Origin of the sequence: Natronomonas salsuginis (genome assembly GCF_005239135.1) — an archaeon.
Classification (GTDB): Archaea; Halobacteriota; Halobacteria; order Halobacteriales; family Haloarculaceae; genus Natronomonas; species Natronomonas salsuginis.
The window spans coordinates 437,582-451,426 of record NZ_QKNX01000002.1; the positions used below are offsets into that span (position 1 = coordinate 437,582).

The following is a 13,845-nucleotide window of genomic DNA, read 5'->3' on the forward strand; positions in this document are numbered from 1 at the left end:
ACCCGCGCCTTTAGGCGCGGGATGAATCCGACAACCCCTCCACAATCCACCGTCGATAGCCCGACTGGATATTCCACGCTCGAATCCAAACTTTAACCACGAAACACCACATAACCAGTTATGGAAGCGTTTCACGATGCACATCCACCGCACCTACCGAGCGAAAATCCTCAACCATCAGCAGGTAGAGGACTCGCTCGAACGGCACGGGTGGAGTGCGTCGAAACTCTGGAACGTTGCAAACTATCATTCCCGCCAAGTGTGGGATGAGACGGGCGAGATCCCCGACGATTCGGACTTGAAGAGCGAGTTGAAGACTCACAACAAGTACAAAGGACTGCACAGTCAGTCCAGTCAGCGCGTTCTGGAGGAACTCGCTGAAGCCTTCAACTCGTGGTACGAAACAAGGAAGTCTGATGATCGTGCAAATCCGCCCGGCTACCGCAAGAAAAACTACTACGACTCAGAAGGCCGCCGTGTCCACGAAGAACACCGGCGTAGCACGGTGACGTGGAAGCAGAAAGGCATTCGTCACGATACCAACAACGGGCGAGTGCGCCTCTCTAAAGGAGCGAATCACAAGGACCACCCCCGAGCATGGGAATACATCCTTGTTGAATACGAAACGCGCCCCGGAGTTACCGTCGAGAACCTGCAACAAGTCAGGGCCGTCTACGACAAGGCGAAAAGGCGCTGGGAACTGCACTTAGTGTGTAAGCACGAAGTGGAGACGCCCGACTCTCCCGGTGACGAGACGGCGGGTATCGACCTTGGTATCCGCAACTTCGCCGCTGTCGCGTACAGTACCGAGGAAGCCGACTTGTACCCCGGCAATCGTCTGAAACAGGACGGGTACTACTTCCCGAAAGAAATCGCAAAGTGTGACGATTCAGACGGCCAAGAAGCCACTCGATTGCACTCGAAGTGGTCGGAGCGTCGAACCCACTTCTTCCACTCCTTAGCCAAACACATCGTTGAACGATGTGTCGAGCAAGAAGTGGGTCGAATCAACTTCGGGGAACTTGCTGGTGTTCGAGAAGACGGGAACGGCGAGTCAAAGAACTGGGGGAAGCACGGCAACCTCGACTTGCACGGGTGGGCATTCGACCGGTTCTCGAACATCCTCGAATATAAGGCGAAAGTCAAGGGCATCGAAGTCGTAGAAGTATCCGAGAGCGACACGAGCAAGACGTGTTGTGTTTGCGGTAAGAAAGACGACAGTCAGCGTGTTGAGCGTGGTCTATACGTCTGCGAGACGTGTGATGCGGCGTTCAACGCTGACGTGAACGGGGCGGAGAACATCCGTCTCGAGATCAACGATGAAAGTAACTCTGAGTCTGCACCCAATTTGGGTAGGGATAGGAGTACCGGCTGGTTGGCACAGCCCGGAGTCTACCTTCACGACTTGTCCAGCGGATTCCAACCGAGGGAACAAGTGGTAGACTGCAAACCCTAATATCCCAATCCAGCGGCGCGGTGCCGTGGGATTCCTCCGCGTTCACGCGGAGGAGGATGTCAAGTCCGGATGAGATAGTTGCCTGCGTCGGTTACCGTTGCCTCACTATCCGGTGGGAGCACTATCGTGGTGTTTTCATCGTCGATGAACGCCGGACCGTCGATCGAGCAGTCGGCCGTGAGTCGCTCGGAGCGATATGCGGGGCAGGTAAGCATCGACTCTCCGAAGTATGCCTCCCGCTCGGCGTACGGTGCCGGATCGGAGGCGTCTGACGTCGGCGAGACGGGTGTCGAGAGCGGGTCTCCATCGTCGGTCGACCCCCTCGCATCGACCCGCCACTTGAGAAACTCGACGCTCTCGTCGGGCATGGCGTACCCGAACGTGGAGTCGTGTCGGTCGTGGAACCGCTCGACGAGTCGCTGTTCGTCGTCAGCACCGACCCGTGAAACCGGGAGCTCGATCTGCAGTTCGTCCATCTGTTGTGGATATCGAGCATCGGCGTAAAACGACAGTGACTGATCCGCTCGTTCGATTCCAGCTCGGTCGAAGAAGGCGCGGGCATCCGATTCGAGGTCGACGAGCGTGTCGTTGACCGCGTCGTGATCGAAGTGCTCGCTGTCGGTGAAGACGCTCGAAACGAAGTCCTGACGGATGTCAGAAGAGAGGCCACCGATCGAACTGACGACGCCAGCGTCCTTCGGAAGCGCGATCTCGTCGATCTGCAGTTGACGGGCGAGTTCGACCACGAACGTCCCGAGCGCACCGCCGCCGCCGCTGAGGACGTAGTTCCGTGGATCGATCCCCTGTTCTATCGTCACGGTTTTGATGCCGTTCACCATGTCCTGGATCGTGGTTCCGTAGATCGAGTAGGCGGCTTCGAGCGGGGGCAGACCCAATCTGGAACCGATCCGCTCTCGAATGGCTCGGTCGGCTGCTTGTCGATCGAGTTTCATCTCGCCGCCCAGAAAATACTCGGGATTCAGATATCCGAGAACGAGCGCGGCGTCAGTGACTGTCGGTGCTTCGTTTCCGCGGCGATAACACACCGGACCGGGATCGGCACCGGCGCTTTCAGGTCCGACCCGGAGGAGGTTCCCGTCGTCCACCCACGCGATAGAGCCGCCGCCGGAGCCGATGCTCTTTATCCCGACTTTGTCGATGCCGAGCATGTAGTGGTCGCCGACGACCGCATCAGTGCTCCGGGGGATCGATCCGTCGGTGACGACGCACATGTCCAGACTGGTGCCGCCCATATCGAGCGCGATAACGTCGTTCGAATCCAGTTCGCTCTTCGCCAACTGTCGGGTGGCGACGGGGAGCATCGTTGGGCCGGCGTCGACTGTCCAGATCGGACTGTCGGCGACCTCTTCACTTCCCATCACCCCGCCGTTTGCGGTGATGATGAGGGGATCGCCCTCGAAGCCCCGGGACCGAAGTTCGTGCGAGAGACGGGAGAGATAGGAGTTCACTAGCTCGTACACCGCGGCGTCTAGCGCGGTCGAAGACGTCCGCCGGTGTTCTCTGATCGTAGGGTTGACTTCGTGACTGAGCGCGTAGTGTAGCTCCGGTGCGAGCTCGTCCAACAGCTCTCCGATCCGTTTCTCGTGGGCGGAGTTCGTATGCGACCACAACAGCGAGACGGCGACGGCGGTAACGTCGTCGTCGCGGATTTGCTCGATGATATCCCGAAGCTGCGTTTCGTCGAGTTCGGTTTCGATATCGCCCTCGGCCGTGATTCGCTCGGTAACGCCGTACGTCGACTCCCTGGGAACGAACGGATCCGGGAACGGACGCCACTCGTAGGTGTTCTTTTGGATTTCGGGGCGAAGCCAGAGGATATCACGGAAGCCCGCCGTCGTGATCAACGCCGTGTCCCGAGTGGTCCCTTCAATAATCGCGTTGGTCGAAACCGTCGTTCCGTGGACGAACTGCTCCGTGTCTGCGAGGAGCTCTCGAACAGTCACGCCGTAGCTGTCCGCGGCTTTTTCCACGCTGTTGACGATCCCCAGTGTGAAGTCGTCGGGCGTGGTCGAGGTCTTGAACGAGTCCGCGTTACCGGATTCAGCGCGGAGATAGAGGTCGGTGAACGTCCCACCGACGTCGACGCAGATTCGGTACGTCATCGCGTTTCCCCCTGTTCGTCGCGCAGCGAGTGCGTCGCTTCGTCGTCTATTTCGAATCGAGACTCGGTCTCGGAAATCGCAACGCCGTACGCCGTACGGGCTCGATCAGGGCTGATTAACCCGCTCTCGACATCCGCCAACACTCGGTGTCGGTCCCGCGAAAACGGATCGCCGTATCCACCGGATCCGGAATCTTCGATCACGACAGTCTCGTTCGGCTCGATCTCTTCGACGCCGAAATACGGGAGGTCGATCTCGCGCCCGTCGCTCGTGATTTTCCGAAGCCGCGAGCACGCGGCCTCGTCGCCGCCGAGGATTCCGCGAGCAGGGGAATCGCGGTGGTTCCCCGTATACGCCAAGTTCATCGAGCGTCGGCGAGGTTCGATCACGTTGATCGATCCGGGGGCTCCGCGCCACCTGCCTGCCCCTTCGGAGTCGGGACGAAGTTCGCTCCTCCTGATGAGGATCGGGAATTTCCCCTCGTCGAGTTCGACGCTGTCGCGGTTGGGAACTGCGCCGCCGCCCGGCGACGTGTAGGTCAACCATCCGTCGAACCCGGAGCCAGCCGGGCCGCCGCCGGCGGTGAGAAAGATCTGGTTGATGTACTCCTCGTCGTCGCGGCGAAAGTCCGTCCCCGAGATCACGGGATAGTCGAGGATCCCGGTCGTCGCCTCGCTCAGTCCGTGCGGCTCCCCGAGTTCACCGAATGCAGCCTGGACCGCGTTGATGAGCACGTGACAGACCTCGGTGGTCGCGACAGCGGTTCCGGCTGGATACGTCTGTTTGCCGATTATTTTGCCCTCGTCCATCTCAATCTGAATCGGTTCGATTGCACCGTGATTGTGCGGAATATCCGTGTCGAGGTTGTTGAAAATTCCCGCATACACGGCGGCCGTCGTCGTCGCTTCGGAGAGATTGAACCCCGAGGGGACCGATTCCATATTCTCCGTGACGTCGACCGAGATCTGTTCCGCTTTCGGATCGATAGATAGTGTCACCCGAACCTCGACCCCATCCGGAGCGCCGGGGATCGGATCGTGATACGCCGCGTATTCGAGCTCTCGTTCCGGAAGGTCAGCGATGTGCTTTCGCATCATTCGATTGCCGTATTCGAGCCACGCGTCCACGAAATCTCGAATTCGGTCGACGCCGTACTCCTCGCAGATCTCTTGGAGCCGCGCCTCTCCTTTACGGACGGCCGCAACCTGTCCCCGATAGTCACCGAGCCACTGTGTCTCACCGAGGCGGACGTTGAGCGCTATCATTCGGACGATATCCGCACGGTCCTCGAAGCCCTCCTGAATACGCACGGCCGGGAAATGGGGTCCCTCCTGGTAGATGTTCGCCGCTTCGGCCGGGTACGTCGTTGGCTCGGGCGCGCCGACGTCGGCCTGGTGGGCTCGGTTTATCACCCAAAACAGCGGTTCGCCTTCGTAAAAAACCGGAACGGACAGCGTGTAGTCGGCGTGGTGTGTCGAACCGGCGTACGGCGAATTGGTGAGAAAACAATCACCGGGGGAGATGTCGTCGAAATGCTCGAGGATGTATTCCGGCGTTAAATGCAGATTCGCGGCATGCACGGGAAGGCCCTCGTCGATCATGAACTGACGGCCGTCGAAGAGGGTGAAGCCGGACGAGAAGTCTCGCGCCTGTGCGATAACGCCCGATCTGGCGGATTTTTGCAGCACCTGCGAAACCTCGCGAGTGGCCATCTCGAATTTCTTCGAGAGCACGCTCATTTCGAACGGATCGATTCCGTAATCTACCTCCGGTCCGCGTTCCGCGTTCATCTTGCTGAACGATAGCATTGACCGTATTTATCCCTTTGTTTATCCGGAGGCACCCACGGAGGCCCGAAACCGGGACACCGAGGCGAGGCTATCGAGACTAATTAGTGAAACCGGTCGGGAGACGAATTCCCCGGCTACGAAGCGATTAAGTGTGCGAGGTGCATTCAGTTCTCAACGTGACATTCCCAGTCTCGATCCGTCGCGAACGGCGGTGGAACCGATCATGAACGAAGAACGCTACGACGTCGTCATCGTCGGCTGTGGCGTCGCCGGCCTGACGGCCGGACTCCGTGCGTCTGAACTGGGCGCGTCGGTGTGCGTCCTCGAGAAGTCCCCGAAGAAACATCGCGGTGGACACACGCGCTTTACCGAATCGTTCCGCATCCCCGCCGCCGACATCGACCTCGACGTCGAGTTCAACGTCCCCGATTACACGAGCTCGGATTTCTACAGCGACATCATGAACGTCACCGACTACCGAGCGGACCCGGACCTCGCTGAGGAGGTCGCGAACGGCTCGGCGGAGACGTTCGAGTGGCTCACGGCGCACGGCATCGACTGGGAGTACCAAGCGCCCCACCCCGGCTACACCGCGGGCCGCGTCTGGCTCGACGGTGAACAGTTCGTCGACGAACTCGTCGAGTTGGTCGAGGACGAGGGCGGCGAGTTCTTCTACGAGGCCGAGGCCCGATCGCTCCTCCGCAACGACGCCGGGCGCACCGTCGGCGTCGAAGCCAGAGTCGAGGGGGAGGCGACGCGCTTCGAGGGCGAGGCGGTTATCTTGGCGGCGGGCGACTACGGCTCCAGCAAGGAAAAGCGCACCCGGTATTACGGCCCCGGATACGGCAACATGAAGGTGCGCGGCAGCCGGTACAACACCGGCGAGGCGATCGAGGCCGCGATGGACGTCGGCGCGAAGTCCGACGGCGAGTGGGGCGACGCCCACATGGCGCTCATCGACGCCGGCTCGCCGGACGTCGAGGGCGGGATCACCCGCATCGACGGCTACCAGTACGGGCTCATCATCAATCACGACGGCGAGCGGTTCGTCGACGAGGGCGAGGACGCCCGAGCGCACACCTACGCCAAATTCGGCCGACGCATCTTCGAGCAGCCCTACCACGAGGCGTTCATCATCGTCGACTCGAAGGTCGTCGACGATGTCGCCCACATGGGCCCCTCACGGGCGATCACGGGCGATACGATCGAGTCGCTCGCGAACCGCCTCGGGATCGAGAAGGTCGATAAGGCGGTCGAGACCGTCGAAGCGTACAACGCGGCCTGCGACCCGGACGCCGTCGACAGCTACGACGCGAACAGTCTCGATGGCAACGCTACGGAAGGGCTGGACCTGCCGAAGTCGAACTGGGCGCTCGCTCTCGACGAACCGCCGTACACCGGCTATCCCGTCACGGGCGGGATGACGTTCGCCTTCGGCGGCGTCGCGACCAACACGGACGCCGAGGTGCTCGACACCCGCGACGATCCGATCCCGGGGCTGTACGGCGCGGGGAACGCGACCGGTGGGCTGTTCTACGGGAACTACCCCGGCGGGACCGGCCTCACGAACGCTGCGGTCTTCGGGAAGATCGCCGCCGAAAACGCGGTCGACGACGTGCAGAAGTAAACTACCCCATCCTACTCGCTCACGGCTTCTTCTCGCGGGCCGGAGGCCCGCTCGAATGGTCCGCGGAACTTCGTTCCGCGCTATCGCCGTTCGCTTCGTTGAGGGTGGGGCTTTCGCGTGGACTCCCGCTCTGGCCGGACTCTCCGGCAGGAGGTTCATACTCTCCGTTCACGTTCAACGTCCCGCGATTCAAGCGCACGCCTACGGGTGCGCCGCCGCCGTCCCCAGTTTGGTTACGGCGGAGATACCGCAGTCCAATATTCTTCGCGGCGTGGTTCTCGTAGCCACATTTCAGGCACGCGAAGTCCTCGCCGTCACGGTTGTCTAGGTGCGTGAATCCACACGTCGAGTTTCACCGGGACAGTTCGCCGCACCTCCATACGTCAGACGTATGCTTGGCGATTTATAAACACTTGGGGGAAAGGGCGGCTACAGTCCGCGGTTTGTGTCGGAGTTGTCGGCTTCTGCGCGCGGGCCGCAGGCCCGCTCGCACGGCCCGAGGCGCGCAGCGCCTCGCTGTCCTCTCCGGCCGACTCGCGTCGTCCTTCCGACCGGGGGCGGAAGGCCTCGCTCCTTGAGGCCGGAGGCTCCGCCTCCAAACTGCTGACGCTCGATCTGTCGGTGTTTCACGACGGTAGATCGATCGGATCGCCCCTCGGCGGATACGTCTCGTCGGGGGCCGGGGTCGGTGCGTCGCGAACGTTTCTGTCGCTCGTCTCGAAGACGACGCCGTTGAGTTCCTCGCCCGTGTCGAAGTACCAGAAGGTACCGTCGTGGATGGAACCAGATTGGAGGACGGACATCCCGGCCGCCTCGAACCAGAAACACGCGAGGTGGTGCATTCCCCCGCCGTGCTCGTCGAGGTGGTCCGCGTGGATGTTCGGTCCCCTCGTCGGGCCCGACGTTCGGATGGGCCGATCGGAGGGAGTCGACGGCCTCGGTCAGCGCCGTTTTGAACTCGGTGTCGGAAGGCACGGTCACAGTCGCCGGTCGAGACGATTACTTGTTGGCCATCCGCCCAGATCGAGCCCGTATCACGGCGGCCGAGAGTGTCTGACCGCACGTTTTTCACGGATGGCGAAGAACGGTCGGATATGAGATTCGAACCGACGGACGTTCAACGGGCGTTGCGCGAGGAAGTGCGGTCGTTCGCGAGCGAGGAGGTCGCCCCGATCGCCGCGGAGTGCGATCGCAGCGGGGAGTTCCCCGAGGACGTGCTCGCGAACCTGAGTGAGCTGGGACTGACGGGGCTGACCCTCCCCGAGGAGTACGGCGGGGAAGGAGCGGGGCTCGTCGAACTCGTCATCGCCATCGAGGAACTCTCTGCGGCGATGATGCCCGCCGCGAGCGCGCTCGCGCTGCATCTCGGCGTCGCCACCGTCGTCGAGCGGTTCGGCACCGACGAACAGAGAGACGAACTGCTCGCCGACATGGCGAGCTACGACACCGTCGGCGCGCTCGGGTACTCCGAGGACGACGCCGGCAGCGACAAGAGCCACATGGAGACGACGGCCGAGCGCGACGGCGACGAGTGGGTCATCGACGGCCACAAGCGCTGGGTGACGAACTTCTTCGGCGCGGACTACGTCCTCACGTACGCGAAGACCGGACCGGAAGCCGACGCGCCGAACGACGTGAGCGCCTTCCTCGTCCCGACCGAGGCGTTCGAAGTCGACCACGTCTGGGACACCCTCGGTGCGCGAGCGCTCAAGTCGCCGCGGGTCACGCTCTCGAACGTTCGCATTCCCGACGACCGCCGCGTCGGCGACGTCGGCTCAGCCGCGGTCGACCGCGGAACCGTCTACAACGGCGTCAACGTCCCCGCTCGGGCGGTGGGGATCGCACGGGCCGCCCTCGAGGAGACGATCGAGTATACGGCCGATCGCGAGCAGTTCGACCGGCCGATCGGGGAGTTTCAGGGCGTCCGCTGGCGGGTCGCTGAGCTGGCCCGCGATGTCGACGCCGCGCGGCTGTTGACGCTTCGCGCAGCCGATCTGGCCGACCGCGGGCGCGATGCCAGACGGGAGCTCGCGATGGCGAAGATCGACGCCACGGAGACGGCCGTCGACGTGACGAACGAAGCGCTCCAGCTCCACGGCGGCGTCGGCTACACGGCTTCGAGAGACGTCGAGCGGTACCTCCGGGACGCGAGGCTGTTGACGATCGCGGGCGGCCCGAACGAGCTACACCGCGACTCGCTGGGGGATGCGGTGTACGGCGGAGGAAACTGACTGATTGCCGTCTCGCGGCGAGTTACGCCGCCAGCGGATCGTCCGGCAGCGCCTCGTCGGGGACGACGCCGTCGTTCCAGCCCCGAAGTTCGTAGTACTCCTCGATCCCGCGGTCCAGTTCGGGGATCTCGTAGGGTAGCACGTCGTCCGAGTCGTCGAAGCCGCGCTGGTTGTTGAAATGGCGTTCGAGCGTGACGGTTTGCGCGCCGACCTCGAGTAACTCCTCGAAGTCCGCGCCGAAGAGCGCCTCGTAGCGCTCTTCGTTCATGTAGTCGCGGGAGAACTTACAGACGATGCCGCTGTCGTTGAGCGCCATCAGGTTCTCGCGTTCGATGAGGCGTTCGGCCTTGCCGTCCATGCCGATGGGTTCCATCGCCTCGCTGGCCTCGACGAGCGGATACTCGACGGAGTAGAAGGTTGCGTACATGTGGTCCGCTCCGCGGTTCGCGACCGCGTACGAGAGCGCCTGGCCGTGCAGAACGCGTCCCTCGTGGGCCGCGAAGTCCATTCCCTTGACCGACCAGTTACCGACCCCCAGCTCCTCGTGTGCGCGGGCGATTCCTTCGGCGAGCGTGTCGCCGATCCCCTCGCGGTAGGCGATCTTCTCGACGAGGTCGTGGATGAGGTCGGTGTTTCCGAACTCGTCCTCGCTGTCGAGGTACGCGGCGATCGTGTTGCCGGCCGAGATCGAGTCGAGGCCGTAGCGATCGCAGAGTTCGTTCGAGATCATCACGTCGACGATGTCGTCGACGCCGCTGTTGGAGCCGAACGCCATCGCCACCTCGAACTCCGGCCCCTCCGTCTCGACGCCGCGCTCCTCGTCTCGCGTCGGAAGCTTGCAGGCGAACGCGCAGGACGAACAGGTCCCCTTCTTGTACTTCTTCCGCTCGACGGCGTCGCCGTTGATACCTTCGACGCCCTCGAAGGACTGCTCGGAGAAGTAGTACGACGGGAGGCCGTCCATCTCGTTCGCGAGATCCATCACGGCGACGGTACCCTGTCGCTTCATGATGTGATCGTCCGTAGCCGCCTCGCGGTGGATCTCCATCTGCGTCGCGGGGATCTCGAGCTCGAGTCGGGAGTCACCCTCGACGGTGAGCGCCTTGACGTTCTTCGATCCCATGACGGCACCCAGCCCGCCGCGGCCGAACGCGCGCTCCTCGGTCGTCATGATCGAGGCGAACCGGACCCCGTTCTCGCCGGCCGGGCCGATGATCGCCGTCTTGTCGCTCTCGATGCCGTGTTCGGATTCGAGATACGCGGCCGTCTCGGGGACGGTCGCGCCTTCGAGGTCCGGCACCGCCTCGAACTCGACGCCCTCGTCGGTGACGTGGACGATGGTGAGCTCGTCGGCGCGGCCGGTGAACTCGATCGCGCCGTAGCCCGTGTCGGCGAAGTTTCGCGACATGAACCCGCCGGCGTTCGAGGAGACGAGCCCGTCGGTCAGCGGCGAGACGGCCGTGCAGTTCATCCGGCCGGTGAAGCTCATCGTCGCGGTCTGCATCGGCCCAGTGGTGAAGATGAGCCGGTTCTCCGGGCCGAGCGGGTCGGCGTCGAACGGGATGCGGTCGTGGGCGAGTTTCGTCGCGAGCCCCCGACCCCCGATGTATCGCTCGGAGGCGGCTTCGATATCCGTCTCTACGGTGGTCGACCCCTCCAGATCGACCGTCAACAGCGGACTCGGGTTGTGTAGCATACGCGTAGGTCCGTCCTGCCTCGGAATAAATGTTGATACGACAGCGACACCGGTGGCCGCGGTTTCCGGGCGCGTCGGCCGGCCGGATCCGACGGCCGACTACCCGGTTCGGTAGCTTCCCCGGGCGACCGCGACCGCCTCGCCGTCCTCGTCCTCGACGACGATGTCGGCGACGGCGACGGATCCGCCGAACCGAAGCACCTCGGCCTCGCCGAACAGGTCGCTCGTGGCCGCGGCGAGATAATCGATCCGCAGATCGATCGTGAACGCCGGCCGCGTCTCCTCGAAGTGCGACATGACCGCCGCCGCGCCGACGTTGTCCGCGAGCGCGAAGCTCGCCGCGCCGTGCATCGTGACGAATCGGCCGGTGTCGAACGTGAGCTCCTCGCGGAAGGGCAATCGAGCCTTCGCGTGGCCGTCGTCGGCTTCGGTGATCTCCATACCGAGAAACTCGGTCATGGGCATTCCGTTGATGAACTCCGGCGGGTTCGATGACATCGATATCGGATCCGCGCAGCGCGGCGTTAAATCGTTTCCGCCGGGGGCCCGAACGACTCACTCGACGACGTGCCTCCACCGATCGCCACCGTCGAACGGCGTGTACAGCGAGACGCGGTCGACGTGCTCGTATCGATCCTCGAGTGCGTCCCGGAGGTCCGGCCAGTCGGCTTCGACGCTGAACGCGTCGAGCATCTCGTCGGTGACGTGTTCGGAGAGTTCGTCCCACCGCCCTGCGGTCGAGAGGTCGTGTAGCGTGTCGGAGACATCGCCCCAGCCGTGGACGTCGAAGATCGTCCGGTACGTCCGCGTCGAGCCGTAGAAGCCGATCTGCTGGCGGACCGCTTCTCGGGCCTTCTCGCGCTCCTCTCCCTGCCCGGTGATCGCGAACGTCTGTGCGGACAGCGTCACCTCGTCGGGGTCGCGGTCGCCGATCGCCGCGCCCTTCTCGACGTTCGGGACGACGACCTCCTCGATGTATTCGGGGGAGTTGATCGGGTGGATGTGCAATCCATCGCAGAGGTCGCCAGCGAGCTTGAGATTAAACGGGTTGACGCCGGCGACGTAGAGTTCGGGCGGGTCGTCCCCGGACGGCTCCGGGCGGAAGTCCTCGGGACAGAGCGTGATCTCGTAGAAGTCGCCGCGGAAGTCGACCTCCTCGCCGGACTCCCAGACGTCCCAGAGGTGTTTGAGCACCTGCACGTACTCCCGGAGGCGCGGCCCCGGTTTCTCCCACTCGAACTCGACCGAAAAGCGCCGCTCCATGTGGCCTTTGACCTGCGCGCCGAGGCCGAGGAGCAGGCGACCGCCGGTGAGCTGTTGGATGTCGCGGGCGGTGTAGGCGGTCACCATCGGGCTTCGAGGGAACGCCACGGCGATGGCCGAGCCGATCTCGATCTCGTCGGTCCGTTCGCCGGCAACGGTCAACAGCGTGTACGGCGAGCGCTTCGTCTCCGTGACCCAGAAGCCGTCGAACTCCAGCCGTTCGGCATCGGCCGCGATGTCGCCGATCTCTGTAATCTCCGGCGACGGCGTGTAGGCGTCGATTCGCATACGCGTCGCACGAACGGCGGGGTGAAATAGGTTGGCGTGGAAGCCGTGGCGTCGGCTCGACCGCCCTACGAGTCGTTGACGTAGACGGTAATCTGCTCGATCGCCTCGTCAGCGTCGTCGAACTCGAAGACGTCGCAGAACGCCGCTTCGGCCGGTTCGCCGTCGGGGCCGGTTCCGGTCACCACGCCGACAGTCACGGAAACGTCGTCGTCGTGGATCCGGCGCTGGATGTCGTGGGTCGACTCGGTCGTCGATCGGTGTTCGGTGATGTAGTCCGCGAGGCCGTCGAACCCCTCCAACTGGCCGGCCAGCGACCCGTAGACGAACTCGTCCGAGAGCGCCGGACGGGCGAGTTCGGGGGTCGATTCGTCCAGTGCGGCGAAGTACGCGTCGATCAGCTCGTTTCGGGTGTCGCTCGACATGGTGGAACGATCCTCGCGCGACGGCTTAAAATGAACCGTGTGTGAGGGACGCATACGTCCCCTTTTTCATCCCCCGTGGAGAATTTCGGATATGAATGCGACCGACGAGTGGTACGAAGTGTCACGGCTGACGGAGAACGGCTATCGGATAACCGAGGCCAACGACTACGGGATGTTCCTCGTCGAGGGTGACGAGCGGGCGGTGCTCGTCGACGCGGGTGCGGGCGTCGGCGAGCTTCACAGCGTCGTGACCGACCTCGTCGACACGCCGATAACGCTCGTGCTCACCCACACACACTGGGACCACATCGGTGCGGCCAGCCAGTTCGACGACGTGCTCGTGAGCCCGCTCGAACTCCCGCCTGACGGTCGGATCCGGGTCGACAGCCTCTCCGGGGAGTTCGTCGAGCGACCAACGCAGTTCACGAACCGCTGGGTCGACGCGGGCAAGGAACTCCCGAACGATTTCGATCCCAGCGAGCACGCGATCGAACCGACGGACGCCGATCCGCTGCCCGCCGACGGGCGGATCGACCTCGGCGACCGATCGCTCGAGGTGATCGAGCTTCCCGGCCACTCGCCCGGCCACGTCGGACTCCTCGATTCGGCGACTGACACCCTCTACGGCGGCGACGTGATCCACTTCGATCACAACCTCTACGTCATGTTCGAGGACTGCGATCTCGAAGCGTACGCCGACTCGATTGCGCGGCTCAAAGACCTGCGCGACGACGGCGCGTTCGAGGTGCTCGCGACGAGCCACAACGAGCCACTCTCCGGGGACGACCTCGACATCGTCGACGACCTCCTCGAGGGGCTTCACGAGATTGCCGCCGACGGGCGCGAGTACGAGATCGTCGAGACCGACTGGGGAGAGGCGCGCTCCTACGAGATCGGCGACTCCGATGTGCTCACCAAGACCACCATTTAACTCACCGGCCCGGGAGCC

11 protein-coding genes and 1 pseudogene are annotated in these 13,845 nt (G+C 63.3%); 4 read left to right on the forward strand and 8 right to left on the reverse strand.

Annotated elements, in window-relative coordinates; translation table 11 throughout:
• Nucleotides 1-136: 136 nt before the first annotated feature.
• Nucleotides 137-1,456 (forward strand): RNA-guided endonuclease InsQ/TnpB family protein, encoded by a 1,320-nt coding sequence (locus DM868_RS06965; RefSeq protein ID WP_137276146.1) that lies wholly within the window; start codon nucleotides 137-139, stop codon nucleotides 1,454-1,456.
• Between the two features lie 59 nt (nucleotides 1,457-1,515).
• On the opposite strand, the gene DM868_RS06970 is transcribed toward DM868_RS06965, so the two are convergent.
• The gene (locus tag DM868_RS06970) at nucleotides 1,516-3,579 is read right to left on the reverse strand and encodes a hydantoinase/oxoprolinase family protein (protein ID WP_137276147.1); all 2,064 of its coding nucleotides are present in this window, start codon (nucleotides 3,577-3,579) and stop codon (nucleotides 1,516-1,518) included.
• The gene (locus DM868_RS06975) at nucleotides 3,576-5,369 is read right to left on the reverse strand and encodes a hydantoinase B/oxoprolinase family protein (protein ID WP_170964443.1); all 1,794 of its coding nucleotides are present in this window, start codon (nucleotides 5,367-5,369) and stop codon (nucleotides 3,576-3,578) included. Before DM868_RS06975 ends, DM868_RS06970 begins: the two co-directional genes overlap by 4 nt.
• Before the next feature lie 223 nt (nucleotides 5,370-5,592).
• On the opposite strand from DM868_RS06975, the gene tcuA reads away from it, so the two are divergent.
• Nucleotides 5,593-6,996 (forward strand): FAD-dependent tricarballylate dehydrogenase TcuA, encoded by a 1,404-nt coding sequence (gene tcuA / locus DM868_RS06980; protein ID WP_137276149.1) that lies wholly within the window; start codon nucleotides 5,593-5,595, stop codon nucleotides 6,994-6,996.
• 19 nt (nucleotides 6,997-7,015) lie between these two features.
• On the opposite strand, the pseudogene DM868_RS15450 reads toward tcuA, so the two are convergent.
• Together DM868_RS15450 and DM868_RS06990 are read right to left on the reverse strand one after the other, a co-directional pair.
• Nucleotides 7,016-7,345 (reverse strand): annotated as a pseudogene (locus tag DM868_RS15450) (hypothetical protein); the annotation flags it as partial.
• 277 nt (nucleotides 7,346-7,622) lie between these two features.
• The gene (locus tag DM868_RS06990) at nucleotides 7,623-7,838 is read right to left on the reverse strand and encodes a hypothetical protein (protein WP_137276150.1); all 216 of its coding nucleotides are present in this window, start codon (nucleotides 7,836-7,838) and stop codon (nucleotides 7,623-7,625) included.
• A 252-nt stretch (nucleotides 7,839-8,090) separates the two neighbouring features.
• Between DM868_RS06990 and DM868_RS06995 the strand changes: the two genes are divergently transcribed.
• Nucleotides 8,091-9,227 carry an acyl-CoA dehydrogenase family protein gene (locus DM868_RS06995; RefSeq protein WP_137276151.1) on the forward strand — a complete coding sequence of 379 codons (1,137 nt, stop codon included), beginning with the start codon at nucleotides 8,091-8,093 and terminating at the stop codon, nucleotides 9,225-9,227.
• A 22-nt stretch (nucleotides 9,228-9,249) separates the two neighbouring features.
• Here the strand turns inward: DM868_RS06995 and DM868_RS07000 are convergent, their stop codons facing one another.
• The 4 genes from DM868_RS07000 to DM868_RS07015 all read right to left on the reverse strand — a co-directional run bounded on the left by DM868_RS07000 (nucleotide 9,250) and on the right by DM868_RS07015 (nucleotide 12,896).
• Nucleotides 9,250-10,923, reverse strand: a complete 1,674-nt coding sequence (locus DM868_RS07000; RefSeq protein ID WP_137276152.1) for an aldehyde ferredoxin oxidoreductase family protein — start codon at nucleotides 10,921-10,923, stop codon at nucleotides 9,250-9,252.
• Nucleotides 10,924-11,022: 99 nt separating this feature from the next.
• A complete protein-coding gene (locus tag DM868_RS07005) occupies nucleotides 11,023-11,421 on the reverse strand; it encodes a PaaI family thioesterase (protein ID WP_137276153.1) in 399 nt (132 codons plus the stop codon).
• Nucleotides 11,422-11,478: 57 nt separating this feature from the next.
• Entirely contained in the window at nucleotides 11,479-12,474 is a 996-nt protein-coding gene (locus tag DM868_RS07010; protein ID WP_137276154.1) for a TIGR03617 family F420-dependent LLM class oxidoreductase, read from the reverse strand.
• 65 nt (nucleotides 12,475-12,539) lie between these two features.
• Entirely contained in the window at nucleotides 12,540-12,896 is a 357-nt protein-coding gene (locus tag DM868_RS07015) for a nuclear transport factor 2 family protein (RefSeq protein WP_170964444.1), read from the reverse strand.
• Between the two features lie 91 nt (nucleotides 12,897-12,987).
• Here DM868_RS07015 and DM868_RS07020 point away from each other — a divergent pair, with 91 nt between their 5' ends.
• Nucleotides 12,988-13,827: an MBL fold metallo-hydrolase gene (locus tag DM868_RS07020; protein WP_137276156.1), complete on the forward strand. Its 840-nt coding sequence runs from the start codon at nucleotides 12,988-12,990 to the stop codon at nucleotides 13,825-13,827.
• Nucleotides 13,828-13,845 lie beyond the last annotated feature (18 nt).